The organism is Actinomycetota bacterium, assembly GCA_014360655.1.
Taxonomy (GTDB): domain Bacteria; phylum Actinomycetota; class Geothermincolia; order Geothermincolales; family RBG-13-55-18; genus JACIXC01.
The window spans coordinates 35,441-56,499 of record JACIXC010000006.1; the positions used below are offsets into that span (position 1 = coordinate 35,441).

The 21,059-nt window shown below is 67.9% G+C and carries 17 protein-coding genes; 3 read left to right on the plus strand and 14 right to left on the minus strand.

The genetic code is table 11. The features are described 5' to 3' along the window. Window positions 1–178 precede the first annotated feature (178 nt). From H5T73_05860 to H5T73_05905, 10 genes are all read right to left on the minus strand, one after another. The gene (locus tag H5T73_05860) at window positions 179–1,654 is read right to left on the minus strand and encodes a B12-binding domain-containing radical SAM protein (protein MBC7247284.1); all 1,476 of its coding nucleotides are present in this window, start codon (window positions 1,652–1,654) and stop codon (window positions 179–181) included. Between the two features lie 533 nt (window positions 1,655–2,187). Then, on the minus strand, window positions 2,188–3,390 hold the full coding sequence (locus H5T73_05865) for a geranylgeranyl reductase family protein (GenBank protein ID MBC7247285.1): 1,203 nt from the start codon (window positions 3,388–3,390) through the stop codon (window positions 2,188–2,190). A 236-nt stretch (window positions 3,391–3,626) separates the two neighbouring features. Beyond that, entirely contained in the window at window positions 3,627–5,414 is a 1,788-nt protein-coding gene (gene pknB, locus H5T73_05870; protein ID MBC7247286.1) for a Stk1 family PASTA domain-containing Ser/Thr kinase, read from the minus strand. A gap of 302 nt (window positions 5,415–5,716) precedes the next feature. Further along, window positions 5,717–7,066: a PASTA domain-containing protein gene (locus tag H5T73_05875; protein ID MBC7247287.1), complete on the minus strand. Its 1,350-nt coding sequence runs from the start codon at window positions 7,064–7,066 to the stop codon at window positions 5,717–5,719. Between the two features lie 361 nt (window positions 7,067–7,427). Then, complete coding sequence (locus H5T73_05880) at window positions 7,428–8,858, minus strand: hypothetical protein (protein MBC7247288.1); 1,431 nt, start codon at window positions 8,856–8,858, stop codon at window positions 7,428–7,430. After that, window positions 8,851–10,329, minus strand: a complete 1,479-nt coding sequence (locus H5T73_05885) for an FtsW/RodA/SpoVE family cell cycle protein (protein ID MBC7247289.1) — start codon at window positions 10,327–10,329, stop codon at window positions 8,851–8,853. Before H5T73_05885 ends, H5T73_05880 begins: the two co-directional genes overlap by 8 nt. After that, window positions 10,314–11,099 carry a Stp1/IreP family PP2C-type Ser/Thr phosphatase gene (locus H5T73_05890; GenBank protein ID MBC7247290.1) on the minus strand — a complete coding sequence of 262 codons (786 nt, stop codon included), beginning with the start codon at window positions 11,097–11,099 and terminating at the stop codon, window positions 10,314–10,316. Before H5T73_05890 ends, H5T73_05885 begins: the two co-directional genes overlap by 16 nt. 83 nt (window positions 11,100–11,182) lie before the next feature. Further along, window positions 11,183–11,629 carry an FHA domain-containing protein gene (locus H5T73_05895; GenBank protein MBC7247291.1) on the minus strand — a complete coding sequence of 149 codons (447 nt, stop codon included), beginning with the start codon at window positions 11,627–11,629 and terminating at the stop codon, window positions 11,183–11,185. A 133-nt stretch (window positions 11,630–11,762) separates the two neighbouring features. Further along, window positions 11,763–12,506 carry a DUF3662 domain-containing protein gene (locus tag H5T73_05900; GenBank protein ID MBC7247292.1) on the minus strand — a complete coding sequence of 248 codons (744 nt, stop codon included), beginning with the start codon at window positions 12,504–12,506 and terminating at the stop codon, window positions 11,763–11,765. A 77-nt stretch (window positions 12,507–12,583) separates the two neighbouring features. Next, window positions 12,584–13,060, minus strand: coding sequence for a hypothetical protein (locus tag H5T73_05905; GenBank protein MBC7247293.1), 477 nt, complete (start codon window positions 13,058–13,060; stop codon window positions 12,584–12,586). A gap of 261 nt (window positions 13,061–13,321) precedes the next feature. Between H5T73_05905 and H5T73_05910 the strand changes: the two genes are divergently transcribed. Next, window positions 13,322–14,500, plus strand: coding sequence for a hypothetical protein (locus H5T73_05910; GenBank protein MBC7247294.1), 1,179 nt, complete (start codon window positions 13,322–13,324; stop codon window positions 14,498–14,500). On the opposite strand, the gene H5T73_05915 is transcribed toward H5T73_05910, so the two are convergent. Then, complete coding sequence (locus H5T73_05915) at window positions 14,497–15,150, minus strand: PHP domain-containing protein (GenBank protein MBC7247295.1); 654 nt, start codon at window positions 15,148–15,150, stop codon at window positions 14,497–14,499. The two genes, H5T73_05910 and H5T73_05915, sit on opposite strands and share 4 nt — an antisense overlap. Window positions 15,151–15,169: 19 nt before the next feature. Further along, window positions 15,170–16,123 (minus strand): LCP family protein, encoded by a 954-nt coding sequence (locus tag H5T73_05920; protein MBC7247296.1) that lies wholly within the window; start codon window positions 16,121–16,123, stop codon window positions 15,170–15,172. Between the two features lie 132 nt (window positions 16,124–16,255). Here H5T73_05920 and H5T73_05925 point away from each other — a divergent pair, with 132 nt between their 5' ends. Together H5T73_05925 and H5T73_05930 are read left to right on the plus strand one after the other, a co-directional pair. Next, complete coding sequence (locus H5T73_05925) at window positions 16,256–16,924, plus strand: phosphatase PAP2 family protein (protein ID MBC7247297.1); 669 nt, start codon at window positions 16,256–16,258, stop codon at window positions 16,922–16,924. Window positions 16,925–16,927: 3 nt separating this feature from the next. Next, window positions 16,928–18,211, plus strand: coding sequence for a hypothetical protein (locus H5T73_05930; GenBank protein MBC7247298.1), 1,284 nt, complete (start codon window positions 16,928–16,930; stop codon window positions 18,209–18,211). Between the two features lie 53 nt (window positions 18,212–18,264). On the opposite strand, the gene H5T73_05935 is transcribed toward H5T73_05930, so the two are convergent. Together H5T73_05935 and H5T73_05940 are read right to left on the minus strand one after the other, a co-directional pair. After that, entirely contained in the window at window positions 18,265–19,638 is a 1,374-nt protein-coding gene (locus H5T73_05935; protein ID MBC7247299.1) for a TldD/PmbA family protein, read from the minus strand. Continuing rightward, the gene (locus H5T73_05940) at window positions 19,639–21,039 is read right to left on the minus strand and encodes a TldD/PmbA family protein (protein MBC7247300.1); all 1,401 of its coding nucleotides are present in this window, start codon (window positions 21,037–21,039) and stop codon (window positions 19,639–19,641) included. Window positions 21,040–21,059: the final 20 nt, after the last annotated feature.

The window sequence follows — 21,059 nt, forward strand, 5'->3', positions numbered from 1 at the left end:
GTTTCGGACCTACCGTGCGGTTTGTTCCCCGTCGATTTTTTCTACTCAATACTATGCGATTCCTGCCGATACGGGAACCCCGAAAAGATTCCGCTACGGACACGCCCTGCAATATCGATAAACGGCATGTCAACAATGTTGACAGGCCCGATACCGGGAACGCCCGGCAGCAGGGCCGTCAGTAGTATATCCATTCGAAACGCGAGCGCCTGTCCGCCCAGTCCACCATCCTGGCAAGCAGGGGACGGCGCCACCTCCAGGGTACCCTGCGCAAGGTGAAGAGGGTGTCGACGACCCTCGCCGCCGCCTCGCCCGGCAGGCCCCGCTCGAAGAGCCGCGAGTAGAGCTCGGCCAGGGGGTAGAACTTCTCCCTGGCGAAGGCGAAGGCGGGCTCCGAGAAGGCGGGGATGTCCAGCGCGCTGCGACCGTCGAAGATGGTGTCCACGTGGCGACCGCTGAGGTAACCCCTTTCCTCGCAGTAGGCATAGAGCCTGGTGTTGGGGTAGGGGTGATAGGTGGAGACCTGCAGGCAGTGCGGCCTGGCTTTCGCGTTGAGTTTCACCGTGTCCAGGAGAGCAGGCAGGTCCTCGTCCGGGAGGCAGGTCATGTTGGTGGACACCGTCTTGATGCCGTATTTCCTGCAGAGGCGGAAGGCCCTCACGATCTCCTCGTTGGACATGCGGCGCCCCAGCACCCTGCGCCGCAGCTCCTCGTTGCCGCTCTCGATCCCCATGCAGATCACCGAGCAGCCGGCCTCCGCGAAGGCCCTCACCGTCTCCTCGTCCAGCACGTTCACCCGCGAGTTGCAGATGAAGGGCAGGTCCACCTCCCGCCGGTAGCGGGAGGCCAGTTCCCGGAACCACTCCGGGTGCAGGGTGAGGATGTCGTCGTCGAAACGGATATAGCGCAGGCGGCCCTCCCTGTCCGCGGCGATTATGCCGTGGATTTCCCGCATGACGCTGTCCACGCTGCGGAAACGCACGTAGCGGCGGCGGTTGGGGTAGATGCTCCTCTGCGCGTGGTTGGAGCAGTAGGTGCAGCTGTAGGGGCATCCGCGGGAGGCCATCAGGGTGCCGCGCTCGTGCTGCTGGGGACAGAAACAGGACGGGTCGAATATGTCGCGGTCGGGAAAGGGGAGGCTGTCCAGGTCCTCGATGAGCGGCCGCACCGGGTTCCTGCGCACCGTGTCACCGACGCGGACCCAGAGGGAAGCGATGCCGCTGTGGTCCCTTCCCTCCTCCAGGGCTGCGCAGAGCTCGGCCAGCGCCTCCTCGCCCTCCCCGAGGCACACGGCGTCCAGGGGAGCCTCCTCCAGCGCGCCCGCCGGGTCGAGGGTGGTGTGGGCACCGCCGCAGATGGTAAAAATATCCATATCATCCTTGACCCAGGCGACCCACTTGCGCACGTGCGGGAACATGTGGGTGGTGCTGGAGAAGGCCAGCACGTCCGGGGCCTCCTCCCGCACGCGCGCGAGGAGCTCCTCCCTTGACGCCGGCCTCACCAGGTGGATGAGGGAGGTCTCGTGCCCTTCCCGCCGGAGGTAGGCGGAGAGATAGCCGATGCCCAGGTAGATGCGGCCTTCCGGGAGATAGCGCTCCTCGTCGTACTGGAAGAAGTCCGGGTATACGAAAGTGACCTTCAAAGCCGTTCTCACCCGCCTCGCGTCCCGCGCCCGCAAGCGGCCTTTCCCGCGGCGCCCGTTCACGGCGCCTTGGTGCGGAGCGAGCCGCCGGGCGTTCTTGCCGTCTCACGCCTCATTTTCCGCTCACGGGTTCACCCTCTTCACTCCACCGCGCGGCCGTCAAGCGGCCGGCACCTCCCCGTGCCGCGGCGCCCGCCGCCGCGCGGCATGCCGTGACCACACCATGCCGTGACCACACCATGTGACCACACCATGATATATTCCGAGAGGCCCCGGCACCAACCCGGCGGGGACGCGGCCGCGCCGCGTGCGGCCCGGGTTGGTGCCCGCCTTCGCGGTTCGCGTTAAGAATAGGCAGGTTTTAGGGGAAAGCAAATCTTGGGAGGTTTCTCCACGCAAAGGTGGAGAAACCACGGCGTTCCGCCTGTGAGCGGCCCTTTCTGTCCTCAAGATTGTCGTGGCCATTGTGGTCGTATCCAAGGTTGCGGTCGGGACCGGCACCGCTCTTCGGCGGTTCTCGTGATGGCGTCCCGGCCGCGGACGGCCTATCCCGCGCCCGTTGGGGCCCGGGGAGGGAATTCTCCCCGCCTGCAGTTCACGAGGAACCGCCCCATCTTGTCTCCCAGGCGGGGCAGCCTGGAGGTGGCGAAGAGCAGGGGGTTGATGAACCACGGGGTGTTCCCGTGGCGTATGGCCCTGGCGCCCGCACGGAAATATTTCCCGTAGTGCCGCTCGAGGGCGCAGGGATAGGCGGCGAGCAGGCCGGGGTCGTTGCCTCTCAGGGCGGAAGCTATGGCCTCCGCGGCCCAGCGCCCGCTCTCCAGGGCGTAGGCAATCCCCTCCCCGCTGACGGGGTTGGTGAGGGAGGCGGCGTCTCCCACCAGCACCACGTTGGCCCGCCGCGGGACGGCCCCTCCCATGCCCACCCGCAGCAGGGCGCCGCGCGGCTTCGTGACGGGGCGCGCCCCGTCCAGTTTTCCCGCCGCATGGCGCGTGCGGGTGCAGAAGCTCTCGAAGACGCGGTTGAGGTTCATGCGCCGCCTTTCCCGCGCGTAGAGCATGAAGCCCACGCCCACGTTGGCCGTTTCCCCGTCGAGGGGAAAGATCCAGCCGCAGGCGGGCGAGATGGCGTCCTCGGGGTAGATCTCCAGGAAATCGGACATCCCCCTCACCCCCTGCATGTAGCAGCGCATGGAGACTCCCAGGTAGCGGGGGTCATGACGCAGTAGCCCCAGCTTACCGGCCACCAGGGAGGAGGGGCCATCCGCGCCCACGATGTAGGTGGCGTATACCTCCCACCGCTCGTCCCCGGCAGCGACGACCACCCCGGGTACGGACCCGTCCTTCCAGGGAAGGAGGTCCACGACACGCCAGCCTTCCCGCACCTCGACCCCCGCCTCGCGCGCCCTGCGCAGCAGGATGGCGTCGAGTTCCCGGCGGGGCACCACGTAACCGCGGTCCGGAAAAAGGCTGCCCATGGGAAAGCGTACCTCCGTGACTCCGCCGTGCGTGGCGAAGAAGCGCATGCCGACGGTGCGCCGGAACCCGGCCGCCAGCTCCTCCTCCACGCCCATAGCCTGGAGCGAGTGCACCGCCCGTGGCGTGATCCCGTCGCCGCACACCTTCTCGCGGGGGAAGACCTCCTTGTCCAGCAGCAGGACGCGGAATCCCCCCGACGCCAGGAAGTATGCGGCGGAGGAACCGCCGGGTCCGGCGCCCACGATGACGGCGTCGTAACCGTTTTTCATGTTGAGGATTATAGCAGTAGGGTGGAGAAGCAGGGCGTAGCGGCAGGGCGGCGGAGGGGAGGCGGAAGGTCGCCGTGCGCCCCCGGGGGTCGGGGCTCTCCGGCGGCTCTCGGGCAGGTGTTCGGAAGGCGGGTGTTCGGAAGGCGGGTGTTCGGAAGCGGTCGGCGGCGGAAGGTCACAGGCGGCACCCCGCTGCCGGCGAGATCATCCTCCTGCGGCGACGGCGCGGCCGCACCCTACAAGGTACCCACGTATATGTGCACGTTACTACCTGATTCCACCATCGTGCCCGCGGCGGGGTTCTGGCTCACCACCTTGCCCACCTTGGTGGGATCCACGACCACCTGGGTATGCTCCACGGCGTGCAGCCCGGCATCCTCCAGGATGTCCTTGGCGTCGTCCGCCGTCTTGTCGATGACGCTGGGGACCTCCACCATGGCGGGGCCCTTGCTCACCACTATGGTCACCTGGCTCCCCTTGGCGACCTTCAGGTTGGCCAGGGGACTCTGGCGTATGACCTTGCCCTCCGCGACCTCCGAGCTCGCCTCCTCCCTCACCGCGACCTGGAAGCCGGCGTCGCGCAGCCTGCTCTCCGCCTCGTCCCGGTCCAGTCCCACCACGTTGGGCACCGTCACCTTTGTCTGTTCCACGCCCACCACCAGCCGCACGCTGGTCTTAGGGGATATGTACTTGCCGCTGGCGGGGTCCTGCGAGATGACGATGCCGACGTCGTCCTCGTCCTCGACCTCCTGGTTGGATATCTCGATGACCTTGACTCCCAGCTTGCGCAGGGCCTCCTCCGCCTCGTCCTTGTCCATCCCGGTCACCTTGGGCATCTTCATCTCCCGGGTGACGGTGATGTTCACCTTCTCGCCCTTGGCCAGGAGCGTGCCCCACTCGGGGTCCTGGGAGACCACGACCCCCACCTTCTGCGAGGCGTCCTCCACGTACTGGTCCTCCACATCCCCCAGGGCGAGGCCGAGGTCCTCGAGTGTCTGCCGCGCCTGCTCCTCGCTCATGCCCTCCAGGTTGGGGACCTCCACCTTCGCTCCCCCTCCCGAGAGGACCAGGGCGAGCACCACGCCGAGGACCACCAGCAGGGAGACGATCCCCGCCACCACCCAGGCCCAGCGGTGTCCCGGGGCGGCGGCGGACGGAGCCGCGACCGTCACGCCCTCCGGCAGCACGGGGGTGGCGGTGACCGGCATTCCCTCCAGGAAACGCAGGAGGTCCGCCTTCATCTCCTGGGCCGTCTGGAACCGGTTGGCGGGGTTCTTGGCCATGGCCTTCATGACGATGGCCTCCATGGTCGGGGGTATCTCGGGATCGATGACCGAAAGGGGCACGGGGTCCTCGCGCACATGCTTGTAGGCGATGGTCACCGGGTTGGGATCGTCGAAGGGCACCCGGCCCGAGAGCATCTCGTAGAGCACCACCCCCAGGGAATAGATGTCCGAGCGCCCGTCCACCTGCAGGCCCTGCGCCTGTTCCGGCGAGATGTACTGGGGGGTCCCCATGACCATGCCGGTCTGGGTCATCCCGCTCCCGTTGCCCTCTCGGGCGATGCCGAAGTCCATCACCTTCACCTGTCCCAGGCTGGTGATGAAGATGTTGTGGGGTTTGATGTCCCGGTGCACCAGGTTATGGCGGTGGGCGAACTGCAGCGCGGCGCAGATCTCGGCCGCTATCTCCGCCGCCCTCTCCGGGAGGATGCGGCCCTCGTTCTTCAGGATGTCCTTGAGGTCGCGGCCCTCCACGTATTCCATGACGATGTAATAGAGGTCCCCCTCGTTTCCCCAGTCGTAGATGTTGACGATGTTGGGGTGGTTCAGGTTGGCGGCGGCCTGCGCCTCGTGCCGGAACCTCTGGATGAAGGAGGGATCGGCGGCATACTGGGGATGGAGCACCTTCACCGCCACCTCCCTCCCCAGCAAGAGGTCATCGGCGAGGAAGACGTCGGCCATGCCTCCGCTTCCGATCTTTTCCTTCAAGCGGTAACGCTCATTGAAAACCCTGCCGAGCATCGAACCTCCTCGTTCCGGTCCCGAGTTTTCCTCCCCGGCCCACCTGGATTACTTCCATGGCCGCCGGGAAAATCCCTCCGTCGCGCCGTTTCCGGGCCCGGGCAACCGCCCGACGCGGGTTGTTCACGGGCGGCACCATGGCCACCTCGGGCGGCGGGAAACCTCGAACAGCGTGAAGCGGCGCTTCTCCCCGCGCGCCCCGGGGCCCGCGTCGCCGGCCCACTGCGCGCCCGCCGTATTTGAAGGTCTCCCGTCACCGCCCGGTTCCCGTTACCCCGCTGCACGTTACCGGAGCGATGCGCTCACGACCCCTTCCTGTTCACCACCAGGTTCACCGTCGCTCCCCCGGAGAGCTTGGCGCCGTACGGGGGGTCGGTCTCGACCACGCGGTTCTCGCTGTAACCCGGCGCTTCCCTGTAGGTCACCTCTCCCACGCGGAAGCCCCTGCTCTCCAGCACTATGCGCGCATCGTCCAGGGTGAGGCCGATGAGGTTGGGCACGGTGAGCGGGCCGAGGCTCTCCAGGACCTTGATCACCGTTTTTCTTTCCACCATGACCCCCACCATGGGGTCCTGCGAGATCACGTGGCTCGCTTTAACGTCCATGTCGTATTCCTTGCCCACCACCAGCAGCCCCAGGTCGCGTTCCCCGGCCACCCTGCGCGCCTCCTCCACGCTCATGTTGACCAGGTTCGGGACCTCGACCTTGCTGCCGCCGATGAAGGTGGAGATGATCCAGAAGAGAAGCGTTACGGCCGCGAGGCCCAGGAAGGCCGCGCCCGCCCAGATCTGCCAGCGTCGCAGGCGCGGCAGGGGAAGGGGCATCGCCGGCGCGGCGGCCTCGGCCTCCGCCACGGTCTCCTCGGGAACCACCTGGGGGATGGGTGCCATGGGCAGTTCCTCGCGCAGCGTGGAGACCGCCTCCCACAGGGCCTGGCGGGCGGTGGCGAAGCCCTTCCCGCCGGAGCTCTCCATGCACAGCTGCGCGAAGCGTCGCAATCTCGGGGGCACCTCCGCGTCCCAACGCAGCTTCCCGCTCCTTATGTCCCCTATCGCCTCGGCCTTGCTCCGTCCGGTGAGGGAGCGGTAGAGGAGGTATCCCAGGTCGCGCAGGTCCTTCTTGGCGTCCGCGAGAAGGGGAAAAGGGGTATCCGCCCCTCCCAGCAGGGTGGGGAACCCGGCATCGGAGACCTTGGCCCTTCTTCCCGGGAAGACGAAGACGTGCCTCTCGTCGAGGGAACCGTGGGCCACCCCCTGTTCCTCCAGGAACGCCAGTATCCTGGTCATCTCCACGGCGAAGTAGAGGGCGCCCAGTGGCTTCATCCTCCTCCCCATCTCCAGCATCTCGTGGAGGGTCTTGGCGTGCAGCATTTCCATGACCACGAAGGGCCTGTCCTCCTCCACCCCGTAGTCCATGACCTCCACTATGCCGGGATGGCGCAGGCGCGTCGCCCGGTGCGCCGCGACGCGGAATTGATCGCAGAACTCCCGGTCCGAGAGCAGGTGCAGCAGGGGAAGCTTCACGGCGACCTCCCTCTCCTCGAGCAGGTCGAAGCCGCGGAAGACCTCTACCGTGCGCCCCAGGGCTACCCGCTCGTCGAGGCGGTAGCGTTTCCTCAGGACCCTTCCTCTCCAGTCCTCGGACAGTTCCATCTTCACTCCTCAGGAAGCCCTTCCGCGATCCTCCGGGGTCGTTCTGGTTTCCATAACACTATCTTAATGAAACGCGCCCGCGCAAACAGCATACCCCGCGAAGAAAGGTCGGACGCTTGGGGCACCGCCCCTTTCCTGCTCGCCCGGCTGTTTTATCGGGATCGACGGGGTTTTTCCCTCGATCCCTTGCTGCCCTGGAGCGCCTGCCGGGACTTTACGGCATCCCCTTTACGGCATCCCCCTAGCGGAGGTGTGCGCGGAGACGCACCCATCGCGCCCCGGGGGGCGGCCGCGCGACGCCGTCGAGCCCACGGCGCGGAAAACGCCGCGTTCACGCGGTTCCCCGGCGGTGCGGCCTCCCCTACTTGAGGGCGGCTTTCAAGACCTCGCGGGCGACGGGGGCAGCCGCGGCCCCGCCGCTCCCGCCGTTCTCGATCACCACGGCGACCACCACGCTGGGGTTCCCGGCCGGGGCGATCCCCAGGAACCAGGCGTGGGGCGGCTTTCCCTCCACTTCGGCTGTCCCCGTCTTTCCGGCCACCGTCACCCCGGAGATGGCCGCCTGGGTGCCGGTGCCCTTCTCCACCACCTCCACCATCATCCGCAGAACTTCCCCCGCCGTTTCCGCCTTGATGGGGCTTCTCCACACGGAGGCCTCGTAGCGTTCGAGGATCTCGGCTCCCCGGCGCACCTCCTTCAACAGGTGGGGCACCATGATCTTTCCGCCGTTGGCCACAGCGCAACCCGCGAGGCAGAGCTGTAGCGGGGTGAGGAGAAGCTCGCCCTGTCCCACTCCCGTCCAGGCGAGTGAGACCGCGTCCATCTCCCCGGGCGATGGGATGGTGGAAGTGGAGACCGCGGGGTGGTCGAGCGGGGGCCTGTCGTTGATGCCGAGACGCTCGGCGCAGTCGACGAGCGCCTCCGCGCCCATGCGCACGGCCAGCTGGGCGAAGTAGGTGTTCACGGAGTAAGCCAATGCCGTTTCCATGGCTATGCTGCCGAAGCTGCGCGGGGGGTTCCCGTAGTTGGTCACGCGCGAGCCGCCCACCGACCACACCCCCGGGCAGTCGAAGGCGGTGGAGGCGGGGAGTCCCTCATCCAGGGCCGCCGCGGCGGTCACCACCTTGAAGCTCGAGCCCGGCGCGTACAGTCCCATGGTGGCGCGGCTCAAGAGGGGACTGTTCGCGTCCGTGGAGTAAGCCTCCATGGAGGCCTCGGCGGATGACGCCCCGCCCTCCCCCTTCTCCCGGCCCACCAGCGCGTTGGGGTCGAAGGTGGGCCAGGAATAGAGGGCCAGAACGGCGCCCGTCTTCGGGTTTATGGCCACCACCGCACCCTTGCGCGGACCCAGGGCGGAGGCGGCGGCCTCCTGCACCCGCGAGTCGAGGGTGAGGTAGAGGTCGTTGCCCTCCTGCAGGACGGCGGTCATCTCCTGCACCCAGCCGCGGGCGGGCTTCCTTCCCAACAGGTAGTCGTTGTACTGGTCCTCGAGGCCGGTCCTTCCGAACTGCGGGCTGTCGTAACCCAGCACGTGCGCGAAAAGGCCTCCCGCGGGATACCTCCTGCGGTAGCGGAATGGCCCTTCCGTCTCCTCGCTCTCCGCCAGCATCACGTCGTCGCTGGTATAAACCCTCCCCCGCGCGATGGAGTACTCCTCGACCAGCCTCCTCGTGTTGGCAGGATTTTCCATGAGACCCTTCTGCCCCCAGACCTGCAGGTAGCTCAGGTTTATCACCAGCACCAGGGTCACCACCACGAAGAAGCCCCCCAGGCGCTTGATGCCCCTATGCAACCTCCCCACCTCCCGCGGAAACGCACAACAGCAGTCCAAGCAGCAGGAAGTTGCTCACCAGCGAGCTCCCCCCGTAGCTCACGAAGGGGAGCGTTATGCCGGTGAGGGGAAGCAGCCTGGTCACCCCGCCCATGATGATGAAGGATTGCAGGCCGACGATGGCCGACAGCCCCACCGCCAGCAGCCTCCCGAAATCGTCGGGGCAACGCAGGGCCACGTACAGTCCGCGGCAGGTGAAGGCGAGGTAGAGGAGGGCCAGGGCCACCGCCCCGAAGAGGCCGAGTTCCTCCCCCGCCGAGGCGTAGATGAAGTCGGTTTCCACGAAGGGTATGAGGTCCGGGCTTCCCCTTGCCAGGCCGGTTCCCGAGAGGCCGCCGTCCGCGAAGGCGAAGAGGGACTGCGCTATCTGGTAGCTCTCGCCGTTGACCGTCTGCGGGTCGAGGGGGTCGATCCAGCTCTTGACCCTGCTCTCCACGTGCCCGAAGAGGAAGAAGGTCAGGGTGGCTCCCGCCAGGAAGAGGACGACCCCCGCGAGCACGAAGGCGGGACGCTCAGTGGACACGTAGATGACGGCCAGGAAGATGCCGAAGAAGAGGAGGGAGGAGCCGAGGTCGCGCTGGAAGATGAGCAGGAGGAGGGACAACGCCCACATGGTGAGCAGGGGGCCGAGGTCCCGCGGTCGGGGAAGGTTGAGCCCCAGCACCTTCTTGCCCGCGGAGGCGATGAGCTCCCTGCGCTCCGCCAGGTAGGCGGCGAAGAACACGGCGAGCAGTATCTTGGCGAGCTCCGAGGGTTGCAGGCGCAGGGGCCCGAAGACCAGCCACAGCCTCGCCCCGTTCACCTCCCGTCCCAGGATCATGGTGGAGAAGAGAAGCGCCAGACCGAGCAGGGCAAGGGTGTAGCGGTACCTCTCCATGAGCCTGTAGTCGCGCAGGAGGGCGACCAGGAGGAGCATGGCGAGCATCCCCACCCCCATCCATATCAACTGCAGCCTGGCCATGTGCGCGTTGAGGCGCAGGAGGAGGACCATGCCCACCAGGCAAAGGGCGGCGGCGAGCGGCAGGAGGACCGGGTCGGCGTGCGGGCGCAGGCCGCGCAGAACGAGGTGGGCGAGGAGGAAAGCCGCGCAGAGCAGCAGGGGATATGTCACGTTCGCGGCCACCACCCTGCCCTCGCGGGCCAGGTCCAGGGAAACCCATCCCAGGAAGGATACGGGAAAGGCGGCCCCGAGGAGCAGCAGTTCTTTCCAGCGCGCCCCCGTGCCGGGAGCAGCCGTTCCCGCGCCCCCGCCTGACGCTCCGCCTGCCGCTCCGCCGCCCGCCCGCGCGCGGCCCGCACGTGCTCCGCCGGCCGGCACGCCGCGCGCGCCGTCGCTCCCGCCCTTTCCCGCCGCGACCTTCATGCCCGCATCGGCCCTTCCGCGCCCGTACCCTCCGGTCTCCCTTCCGGGGCCGCTCATCCCCGTTTCCACCGCCGTACCTTCCTCGCTCGCTCGTCGGGGCCGCCCCTCCCGCCCGCGGGTTCACGAGGCAGGTCGCCCTCCTCCAGGTCGATGACGACCACGGTGACGTTGTCCTCCCCTCCCCTGGCGTTCGCCTCCGCGACCAGGTTGCGGCAGCATTCCTCCGTGTCCCGCACGCCCAGGAGTATCTTTTCCAGTTCCTCGTCCTCCAGGTGCGACGTCAGGCCGTCGGTGCACAAGAGGACCCTGTCACCCGCGCGCAGGTCGGGAGAGGAGAGGTCCACGACCAGGCGGCTTTCCATGCCGAGAGCCCTCAGGATAACGTTGCGACGTGGGTGTACGCGCGCCTGTCGCGGGGTGAGGAACCCCTCCCTCACCATCTTCGCCACCAGCGAGTGGTCGCGGGTCAGGGAGGCCAGTCCTCCCTCGCGTAGCAGGTAGGCGCGGCTGTCCCCCACGTGCCCCAGGAACGCGCCCTCCTCCAGCAGGAGCACGGTGAACGTGGTGCCCATCCCCTCCAGGGAAGGGTTTTCCGCGGCCATGCGGGAGATGAATTCGTTGGCCGCCAGGATGCCCTCGTGAAGCCTTTTCAGGGGAGGCAGACGCCTGTTCTTTTCCTCGAAGTACAGGAAACGCTCCACGGCGGCGGAGCTGGCCACCTCCCCCGCGCGGTGGCCCCCCATGCCGTCGGCGACGATGAAGATGCGCCCGTCCGCATGCCAGCTGTCCTCGTTGTTCTCCCGGACCCTGCCGACGTCAGAAAGGCCCGCGTAGCGCATTCCTTCTCCTCTCCGGGGAAATCCCCGCGCCGTCCCCGTTCCCTCCCGCGTAGCCACGTCGGCCGCGGGACGGCGCGCGGGTCCTAACGCCTGAACTCCATCAGGGTGTTCCCTACCTTGATGCTGTCGCCTCCCCGCAACTCGGTCGGGTAATTGATGCGCCGACCGTTGACGTAGGTTCCGTTGGTGCTGCCCAGGTCCTCGATGTAAAACCTCCCCTCTACCTGGTAAAGTTTGGCATGCAGGTTGGAGGCGAATTCGTCCTGCAGGCAGAGGGAACACTCGGGCGCGCGCCCGATCAGCATCTCCCTGCTCGCGTCCCAGTCCACGCGGCGCCGCCGGCCTTCCCTCTCCGCGAGCAGGAGGAAGGGCCCGCGCTTCCCGCTCACCTTGCGTGCCGGCCGGCGCTCCCCCTGTGCCTCCCGGCCCGGACTCAGTTCCCGGTAGATGGTCCTCGCTACCAGGAGGACGAAGACGTAAAGCAGGAAGAGGAAGGCGTATCTCAGGGTCACGTAGACTATCTCCGGCAAGACCTGTCCCCTTCCTTTCCCATCTTTTCCCTGTCCCGGAGGAACACCCGGCGCCCGAGCTCGCCGATGGAGGCCGCCGGCAGGGCTCGTCCCCCTCCTCTCCCCCGTCCGATCCCTTGCGGCGTCGTATTCATCACTCTCCCGGGGGCGGGCTCGCCGCATCTCCGAGGAGCCCGAACCCCATTTCCACGTCGCCGCACCGCAGGATATCCCCCTCCTCGAGCAGCCTCTCCCGTATGCGGCGTCCCCCCACCAGGGTCCCGTTGGTGCTGCCCAGGTCGCGCAGGACGTAACCCTCGGGGAGTCGCTCTATCTCCGCGTGGAACCGGGAGACGCTGGGATCCGGGAGCACGACGTCGTTCTCGGCCGCCCTTCCGATGCGCGTCCTCGTCCCCTCCATGACGTGGCGCGAGCCCGCCGCGCGCCCGTTCAGGACGGTGAGCACTCCCGGCCGCGTTTCCCCGCCGCGGCGGGCGGGCGCGCCCGCCGCGCCCTCGACGCCGCGCTTTTCCTCGCCGAAGGAGGAGCGCACCTCGAACTCCCCCTTTCCCAGCCCCTCCTCTTTTTGAAATGCAAGGCGGGGGCGGCTCGACAGGTGGTAATGCTCCCGGTTCGCGTACCCGATGACCAGGGATTCCAGCTCCGCGGCAAGGGAGGGTAACACCCCGGAGAGGTGTTCGTAGTCCACGGGGCTGAGCAGCACGGTGAAGCGGTGCGGCGCCTGTACCCCGTTCACCCCCAGCACGCGGGCGTCGTCCATCTCCTTCATCACGCGGCGCGCGATCTCCAGGGGATGAACGTCTCCCTTGAAAACCTTTGCGAAAGGCCCCTCGAAGGCCTTTTCAAGGCTCTTCTCGAAGCGGCGTAACAGTCCCATCACGGCATCTCCCTCAGGATCCCCCTCCACGCCGCGAATTCGCCCGTACCATCACCATGCCAGGAAGTCCCATCACGTCATCTCCCTCGGGATCCCCCTCCACCGATGACGTCCTCCACCTCCGCGATGCGGCCGGGGAACCTGGCCATCTCCAGGACGATCAGCCCCAGGGACACGGCCGCGACGACGACCCCCCGGAGCATCTCGCCGGTGAAGAGGTAAAGGAACATCCCCAGCACCGAGGACATGCTGGTGCCCACCCCCTGCAAACCGAAGACCCCCTCGGCGTAGGTCCATCCCTTCTCGCTGTCCCCGATATATGGAAAGAGTTTCCACAGGCGGCGGTAGAGGTAAAGGTTGAAGAACGCCCACGCGCCCAGGCCGACGGCCACCAGGGCGGCGGTGAGCGCGTTGAGCGAGGCGCTTCCCATGCCGGTGCGCCGCACGGACCATGGAGAGAGGGCGAGGAAGACGATGAAGGCCAGGAGCACGGCGGGTATTCCCCATCCTATCATGCATAACCTCAAGAGGACCCTCTTCTTCTCCTCCGCCATAAACCCGTCTTCCCTCGCGCCGCGCATGAACCCGCGCTCTTTACAGGACAAGTGCATTATACCAACAGCATCGGCGGCCTTAAAAACCCGCGGGCCGGTGCCGATAAGATAACTTGTGCGGGCCGCGGGGGTTTTCCGCTGCGGCGGGTTGACCGGCAGCCGCGTGGGGTGCGAGCTGCAGTGTTGCGGAAAGGTTAACTGGCGAGTGATAGAATTAGGTTAACGGATGGCTTTCGTTTCAACGCCATGGAGGTGGCCGTGATGGAATGTCCTTTCCATGCCGGAACCGAAGCGATAACCGCCTGCGTGCAGTGCGAGACCCCCATCTGCCCGCTCTGCGTATCGGAGAGCAACCAGGTACACCTCTGCCTGAACTGCTACAGGTCCCGCGTGGAGGAGCTTTCAGCCGTGCTGGGAAGCGCTTCCGTCCGCATGGCCAAGGAGCGCCGCAAGGCGGAGTCCAAGGTGGCGGTCGGACGCCGGGCGAAAGGCAGGGAGAAGGCGGCGGAAGCCCCGGTCGAGGCGCGCCCGGTCTTCAGCACGGAGGCGGCGGAGCCCATCTGGGAGAAGGAGGGCTTCGAGCCCTCCGCCGGCGAGGAGGCGGCGGAAGTCGCCGCGGGAATCGCTGCGGGGGTCGCGGCCGCCGAGGTGGTCGCCGAGGTGCCCCTTTCCAAGAAGGAGCTCGCGCGCCTGAAGAAGGAGGAGGCCAGGCGCCTGAAGGAGGAGAAGAAGCGGGCGCGCAAGGGAGCGGCGCCGGAGATGGCGGAAGCGGGAGCCGCCGAGGTGGTCGCCGAGGTGCCCCTTTCCAAGAAGGAGCTCGCGCGCCTGAAGAAGGAGGAGGCCAGGCGCCTGAAGGAGGAGAAGAAGCGGGCGCGCAAGGGAGCGGCGCCGGAGATGGCGGAAGCGGGAGCCGCCGAGGTGGTCGCCGAGGTGCCCCTTTCCAAGAAGGAGCTCGCGCGCCTGAAGAAGGAGGAGGCCAGGCGCCTGAAGGAGGAGAAGAAGCGGGCGCGCAAGGGAGCGGCGCCGGAGATGGCGGAAGCGGGAGCCGCCGAGGTGGTCGCCGAGGTGCCCCTTTCCAAGAAGGAGCTCGCGCGCCTGAAGAAGGAGGAGGCCAGGCGCCTGAAGGAGGAGAAGAAGCGGGCGCGCAAGGGAGCGGCGCCGGAGATGGCGGAAGCCCCGGTCATGCCCGAGCCGGCTCCCTTCTTCGAGCCGGCGCCGGAACCACCCTCCTTCGCGCCTCCCCCCGAGGCCGGCCCCGTTGCGGAACCCGGTAGGAAAGCGGCGGTCACGCCGGACATCACCTTTGAATTCCCCATAGAGCCCGCCACGGAGGGCATCAAGCTGCCGCGGCTCGAGGACAGGCTGGAATCCCTGCCGCCGCTGGAGGAGGAGGAAGGGCCTCCTCCCGGCATGGAACCCCCCGAGGGCTTCTTCGACTAGTCGTTGCGGCGCAGGCGGGCCTTCCAGCGTGAGAGCTGCGAGGCCCAGGGGCTGTAGCGCGAGCCGTGCAGCGTCGCTCCGTGCAGCGAGGAGAGGAATCCGTCCGGACCGGCAAACTCTTCCATCTCGACGAAGACCCTTCCCACGTCCTCCGCCCTGTGGGCGTCGCTGCCCGCCGACACGAGCAGGCCCTGCCGTGCGGCGAAGGCGGCCGCCCTGCGGTTGGCGCCCCAGTATCGGGGTTTGCCGTTGAGGGCCTCCAGGGCGTCGATATGGCGGGAGAGTTCCCGCAGGCGCCGTGCAGTCATGCGTTTCAACTTCACGTAGTCGAAGGGGTGGGGGACGACCACCAGCCCCCCCTGCCGGTGTATGAGCTCCATGGTCTCGTGGGCCGGGAGGCCGGGCGGCACCTCCTCCCGCAGGAAAAGGCCGATGATCTCTCCCTCCACCGACCTTATCTCCTCGCCGGGGATGATGATGAGCTGCGGGAGAGCGGCGGCGAACTCCAGCCCTCCCCGCAGGGAGTCGTGGTCGGTGACCGCCACGCCCGCCAGTCCCTTGCGGCGGCAGGCCTCCAGCAGGCCGGCGGCGTCAAGGGTGCTGTCGAAGGAATGGACGGTGTGCACGTGCAGGTCGAGCCGGATCCTCATCGCGGCCGCGTCCCGCCTCTCAACGGAATTCCTCCGGCACCGTGCACAGCTCCTCGATGGAGTCGACGAGCAGGCGGAGCCTGGCCTCGTCCAGGAGGTAGACGCTGGCGCCTCCCACCGCGCCCAGTCTACCGGGAGCGACGCCGCCCTGCACGTCCACCACCGGGAAGGCGGCGAACTCCCGCGCCAGGCCGATGACCTCCTCCCGGGATAAGTCGCTCTCCAGGGAGTCGAGGGCCACGCTGAGGAACCACGCGGCTCCCGGGTATGCCGCCATCTCCTTGCCCTTGTAGAGTATCTGCATTATGAGGCGCTGCTGCTGCCGCACCCTCTCCAGGTCACCCTGCGGGTAATTGCGCGACCTGGCCATGACCAGCGCCTGGTTTCCGTCCAGGAGGGAGCTCCCGGCCGGTATGTACCCCGTCTTGGGATCGGATATGGCCCTGTCCAGGGTGACCTGCACCCCGCCGAAGAGGTCGACCAGCCAGCGCAGCTCGTCGAAATCCAGCACCAGGTAACGGTGGATGTCCATCCCCGTCACCTCCTCCACCGTGCGCACGGCGAGCCCGGCCCCGCCTACCGCGTAGGCTTCGTTGATCTTGCTGCGGCCGTGGCCGGGTATCTGCACGTAGGAGTCACGCGGGATGGAGAGGAGGCAGGTCTTCTTCCGGCTGCCGTCCACGTGGGCGATCATTATGACGTCGCTTCGCTCGTTGCCCTGTTGCGGCCTACCCATGCCGTGATCCAGCCCCAGGATGAGCACGTTCAAGGTACGCGACCCCAGGACCTCGCCGGGAGGGTAGAGGGGAGGTTCCTCCACGCCTGGGAAGGCCTCCCGGGGGATCTCGCCGCCGCTCTCCTCCCGCCACCAGGCGAGGGGGTCGATGAGGAGAAAGGAGCATGCCGCGGCGATGACGAGGGTCACGCACAGCGCGAGGACGCCCATCCCTTTTCTCTTCTTCCTCCCGGTCATCGCGCCTCCTCGGCCTCTCCATCCTTGCCGGGTCTCAAGCCACGCATCTTATTTCTCACCCTCCTCCCCCATGTCCTTCCCCGGGCTCGGCCCTGCGCGGGCTTCCCGCGAGTGCGCGCGCCTGCGGGCTGCGTGTATGATACCATCATCCCTGACAAGGTGGGCGACGAGGTCACTGGACGGGAGGGTACCTTGCTGGACTGGCTCCTTAACCTCGATTACACCCTGTTCACGTGGATCAACGGCCTGGCGGGCCGGAATGTCGTCGCCGATTCCGCCATGAAGGCCTTCTGCAACGACCACCTGGTCCCCTTCACCATCGGTTTCCTGGCCCTGGTCATGATGTTGAAGGGGCGCGACAGGGAAGACGACCGCCGCAACATCGCCGCCGTGGTGCGCCTGTTCCTCACCGTGGCCCTCTCCGCGGCGCTCATGCAGCTGGTGATCACCCTCGTGCACCGTCCGCGGCCCTTCGTCGACCACCCCGTGAACCTGCTTTTCTACAGGCCCGTGGACTGGTCCTTCCCGAGCAACCCCGCCACCGCCACCTTCTCCTTCTTCTTCTCCGCCCTCCTCTCGGACCGGCGTTTCGGCTGGTGGTTCCTCCCCCCGGCCTTCCTCATGTCCTTCGCGCGCATCTGGTGCGGCGTTCACTATCCCGGTGACGTGCTGGCGGGGATCCTGCTCGCCTTCGCCGCCGCCTACGCGGTGCACCGCCTCGATTTCCTCAGCCGCCCTTTCGTGTCCCTGGCCCAGGGCGTGGAGAGCAGGCTGCGCTCAGCGCTGAGCATGAGGGAGTGAGGGATGGAAGTCTTTCACGAGGACATCCTGGAGACCTTCCTCTTCTGTTTCCTGGCCTCGCTGGGGGTCATCCAGGTGATGGCGGCGAGGCGCGGGTGGCACGGGCTCTCCGTTTACGGGGGCCGCCTGCATAGGGGCGTGAATAACGCACTCGGCGCCGCGCTGCTCGTCTTCTCCTACGCCTGGTACTTCAGCGACCCCCTGCACCGCAACGTGCGCAACATCGAGGCTTTCATGAGCCTGGTCTGCCTGCTGCTCGGGATACTGGCGGCCTGCGCCGCCACGGCCGTCCTGGCGTCCCTGAGCGAGTCGCTACGGAGGCGCTTGCGAGAGCGCGCCGGGGCGGGTGAAAGGCCCCGCGGGGATGCGGGGGTGCAGCCGCGGGAGCTTGCCCTGCCCGCCGCGAAGGTCCTGCTTTCCCCGGGATGGGAAAAAATGGAACGCAAGGCCGTGGTCTTCGCCGAGGCGGGGAGAGGGGGCGAGAGGCTGGCGAGACGCCTGCTCCCCCACCTGGAACGCCATGCGGGATATATTTCCATTCACCCCCGGTGGCAGGGCGGGACGGCCGAGACGCATGGGCGGGGGGGTGGACCGGCGTTGCCGGAGATCCTGCGCGAGCTCGGGGAGCGGGGAGTGGAGGTACCGCCGGGCGCCGATCTCATCGGCCTCGGGTGGAGCGGCAACGCGCTGCTGCGGGAGCGCGGCCGCATCGAGGAAACATACCGGCCACGCCGCCTGCTCGCCGTCGCCCCGGTGGTGCCGGACCCCGAGCGCGCCATCCTGGGAGACTCCTTCCGCTCCGTTACCCCGTGGGACGCGCTGTGCCGCCTGGCGGGAGGAAGGCCCTGGAGGGAGGAGCCCTTCCGTGCCCTGCTGCGCCTGTGGGCTCCGCTCTTCCTGGCGTGTGTCGCCGCGGCCGTAGCGCTCACCACCGGGTTCGACATCCGGTGGAGCGTCCTGTCCGGCATCGCGGGTGGGAGCGTGGCCTCGCTCTGGTTGGCCTACTTCCCCGCCGCGCGCCGGGGCATCGTCGCCGGCGGGAAGGGCAGGGAGGAGAGGATGGTCCACGGCCTCTTCTGGGAGCACCTGCGCGGCGGGGGCTGCCCTCTCGAGGTGGTCGTCTGCGGGGACGACGCGCGCCTCTTCCGCGCGCGCCTTTCCTCGTGCGGCGCGTTGCGTGAAGCGCGGGACGGGTTGCGCTTTCACGTCCTGCCCGCTTCCCTGCGTGGCAAATTCTTCCTGGACCGCGAAGGAGTGCGCCGTCTCCTGGAACTGCTGGCGGAATAGCGCCCCCTGGTATGAAAATGTGCCCGGGGCGGGGTTGCGAGAGCGGGCGGGAGTCAACCGCGCCCCGCCACCATGACGTTCTCCACCGCAACCGTGGGAGCGCCCAGGCTCCCCTCGAAGGGCAGGACGCGCAGGTCCTCTCCCACCGCCACCGTGTCGCGCAGGAAATCGAGGGCCTTGCCGGCCAGGGTGATCTCCCGCAGGGGCTGGCGCAGCTCCCCCTTCTCGATGCGCAGGCCGAGGGCACCCAGCGAGATCTCCCCGCTCACCGGGTTAGCGCCGGCGTGCGCCCCCACCACCTGCAGGATCAGCACCCCGTCGTCCACCTGGCGGATGATGTCCTCCCGCCTGCCCCGCCCCGGCTCCAGGAGGAGGTTGCTGGCTCCCACGCGCGGCCTCTCGCGGAAGGAGGAACGGCTGGCGTTGCCGGTGCTCTCGACGCCTGAGCGGGAGGCGGTGTAGGTATTGTGCAGGTAACCCTGCAGCACGCCCTCCCGGATGAGTTCCTTGCGCCGCGTGGGCACCCCCTCGTCGTCGAAGGGAGAGGTGGAGGGGAGACCCGGGAGCGTGCCGTCGTCCACGAGGGTGACCAGGGGCGAGGCTATGGTTTCCCCCAGCCTGCCGGCAAGGAAGGAACGCCCCTTGAGCACGGCTTCCGCCGAGATGGCGGACGCCAGCATGGCCAGGAATTCCGCGGCCACGAAGCTGTCCAGCACCAGGGTGGTGCGCCGCGAGGGCATGCTGCGCGACCCCAGGAGGCTGAGGGCCATGTCCGAGGCCTCCGCCGCCACCGCGGCCGGGTCTAGGTCGGAAGGCTTCACGCCAGTGCCGAAGGAGAAGCCGGTCTGCGATTCCCCGCCCTCGACCGCTATGGGGAAGACGTAGCAGTGGCAGTGCGTGGAGCGGTAATGGCCGCACACCCCCAGCGTGTTGGCCACCGCCACGGTGGATACGGAGTCCGCGAAGACCGCCGTTTCCACCCTGGCGATGCGCCCGTCGCGCGCCAGCGCGAGCTCCTCCAGGAGCAGGGCCATCTCCACCTTGCGCTCCGAGGCGGTCTCCTCCGTCTCGGGATGGTATATCCCCAGGTCCTCGGCGGGGTAATCGCCCGGCTCCGGCAGGCGGTTGTGCTCGTCCGGCTCGCTGAAGCGGGAGTTGGTCACCGCCTCCTCGACGGCCCGCCTCACGTCCTCCCACTCCAACCCGCTGCAGTACGCGTAGCCCAGGCGCCCCTCCCGCAGGGCCCTCACCCCCACGCCGCGGGAGTGGGAGTAGCGCAGGCTCTCCACCTCACCGCCGTACGCCTTCACCGTTAGTCCCCTCTGCTCCTCGGCGTACAGCTCCAGGTCCACCCCCTTCCCCGCCAGGCGCCGTCCCGCCTCCAGCCATTCCCCGGCGAGATCCCGCAGACGCGAAGCGTCTTCCATTCAGACCACCTCCGAGGTCCCGCCGACCACCATCTCCCTGACCCGCAGGGTGGGTTGCCCGGTACACACCGGCACCGCCTGCCCCTCCTTGCCGCACATTCCCGTGTCGAAATCCAGGTCGTCGGCCACGGCGTCGATGTCCGCGAGCACGCGCGGCCCGTTACCGATGAGGGTTGCGCCCTTCACCGCCTCGGCTACCTTTCCCTTCCTGATCATGTAACCCTCGGTGACGGCGAAGATGAAGTCCCCGGTGACCGGGTTGACTTCCCCGCCCCCCAGCTTGCGGGCGTAGAGCCCGAGGGGCGTGTCCGCGATGATGTCCTCGCGGCTCGTCCCGCCCGCCTCGATGTAGGTATTGGTCATGCGGGGGATGGGCACGAAGCGGTAGGACTGCCTGCGGCCGTTGCCGGTGGGGGCCGTCCCGTCCCGCAGCGAGCGCTTGCGGTCGTTGATGAAACCCATCAGCACCCCTTCCTCTATGAGGGGCGTGCGCGAGGCCCTCACGCCCTCGTCGTCGAAGCAGAATGAGCCCCAACGGTTGGTGAGGGTGGCGTCGTCATAGGCGTTGACCAGCCGCGAGGCCACCCTTTTCCCCAGCTTGTCCGCGAACACGGAGGCCTTTTTGTAGACGGCGTCCGCCTCCAGGCTGTGGCCGCAGGCCTCGTGGAAGAGGACGCCGCCGGTCCCGTTGGCGATGACCACGGTCATGGGGCCGGAGGGCGCCGGCCTGGCATCCAGCATGGTCAGCGCCTGCAGGGCGGCGGCTCTGCCCGTTTCCTCTGGTGGAAATCTCTGGAAGAGCTCATACCCGCCGAGCATGCCCGGGCTCTCGTGGCCGGTCTGGATCTCCCCGTCCCTGGCTGCCACCGCCTGCACCACCATGCGCACGCGCACCCGGTTGTCCTCCACCATCTCTCCCAGCGAGTTGGCGATGAACACCTCCTGGCGGGCGTCTCCCAGCATCACCACCACCTGGACGATGTGCGGTCCCGCCTCCCTTGCCGCCTGGTCGGCCCGGCGCAGGAGCTCTATCTTCTCCTCGCGCGCGTACGAGGCGATGTCCAGCAGCACCGGATGCTCCTCGCGGCGCGCCAGGGCGCGCAGGGGCTTTTCCAGGCCGACCGTTTTTGCGCCCCCGTTGCGCGCCGACGCCGCGGCGACGAGGGCGGTTTCCTCGAGGGCCGCGGGGTCCAGGTCGTTGGTATAGGCGTAGGCCACCGACTCGCCGCGTATCACGCGCACCCCCGCCCCCACCTCGCAGCCGGAGGCGTTATCCTCCACCCTGCCCTCCTCCAGGCGCAGGTTGTACACCGACCTGCGCTCGGCGAAGACCTCGGCGAAGTCGCCCCCCCGCGACAGGGCCCTGGCAAGCACCCGCCGCGCCGTTTCCCCGTCTATCATCGTCATCGCCACCTCCGTGT

What these genes read in the sequence shown, in the direction of transcription:
- H5T73_05865 (MBC7247285.1), bottom strand. Translation starts at nt 3,390, where the DNA reads ATGAAAAACGGTTACGACGCCGTCATCGTGGGCGCCGGACCCGGCGGT.
- pknB (MBC7247286.1), bottom strand. Translation starts at nt 5,414, where the DNA reads ATGCTCGGCAGGGTTTTCAATGAGCGTTACCGCTTGAAGGAAAAGATC.
- H5T73_05875 (MBC7247287.1), bottom strand. Translation starts at nt 7,066, where the DNA reads ATGGAACTGTCCGAGGACTGGAGAGGAAGGGTCCTGAGGAAACGCTAC.
- H5T73_05890 (MBC7247290.1), bottom strand. Translation starts at nt 11,099, where the DNA reads ATGCGCTACGCGGGCCTTTCTGACGTCGGCAGGGTCCGGGAGAACAAC.
- H5T73_05900 (MBC7247292.1), bottom strand. Translation starts at nt 12,506, where the DNA reads ATGGGACTGTTACGCCGCTTCGAGAAGAGCCTTGAAAAGGCCTTCGAG.
- H5T73_05905 (MBC7247293.1), bottom strand. Translation starts at nt 13,060, where the DNA reads ATGGCGGAGGAGAAGAAGAGGGTCCTCTTGAGGTTATGCATGATAGGA.
- H5T73_05910 (MBC7247294.1), top strand. Translation starts at nt 13,322, where the DNA reads ATGGAATGTCCTTTCCATGCCGGAACCGAAGCGATAACCGCCTGCGTG.
- H5T73_05915 (MBC7247295.1), bottom strand. Translation starts at nt 15,150, where the DNA reads ATGAGGATCCGGCTCGACCTGCACGTGCACACCGTCCATTCCTTCGAC.
- H5T73_05920 (MBC7247296.1), bottom strand. Translation starts at nt 16,123, where the DNA reads ATGACCGGGAGGAAGAAGAGAAAAGGGATGGGCGTCCTCGCGCTGTGC.
- H5T73_05930 (MBC7247298.1), top strand. Translation starts at nt 16,928, where the DNA reads ATGGAAGTCTTTCACGAGGACATCCTGGAGACCTTCCTCTTCTGTTTC.
- H5T73_05935 (MBC7247299.1), bottom strand. Translation starts at nt 19,638, where the DNA reads ATGGAAGACGCTTCGCGTCTGCGGGATCTCGCCGGGGAATGGCTGGAG.
- H5T73_05940 (MBC7247300.1), bottom strand. Translation starts at nt 21,039, where the DNA reads ATGATAGACGGGGAAACGGCGCGGCGGGTGCTTGCCAGGGCCCTGTCG.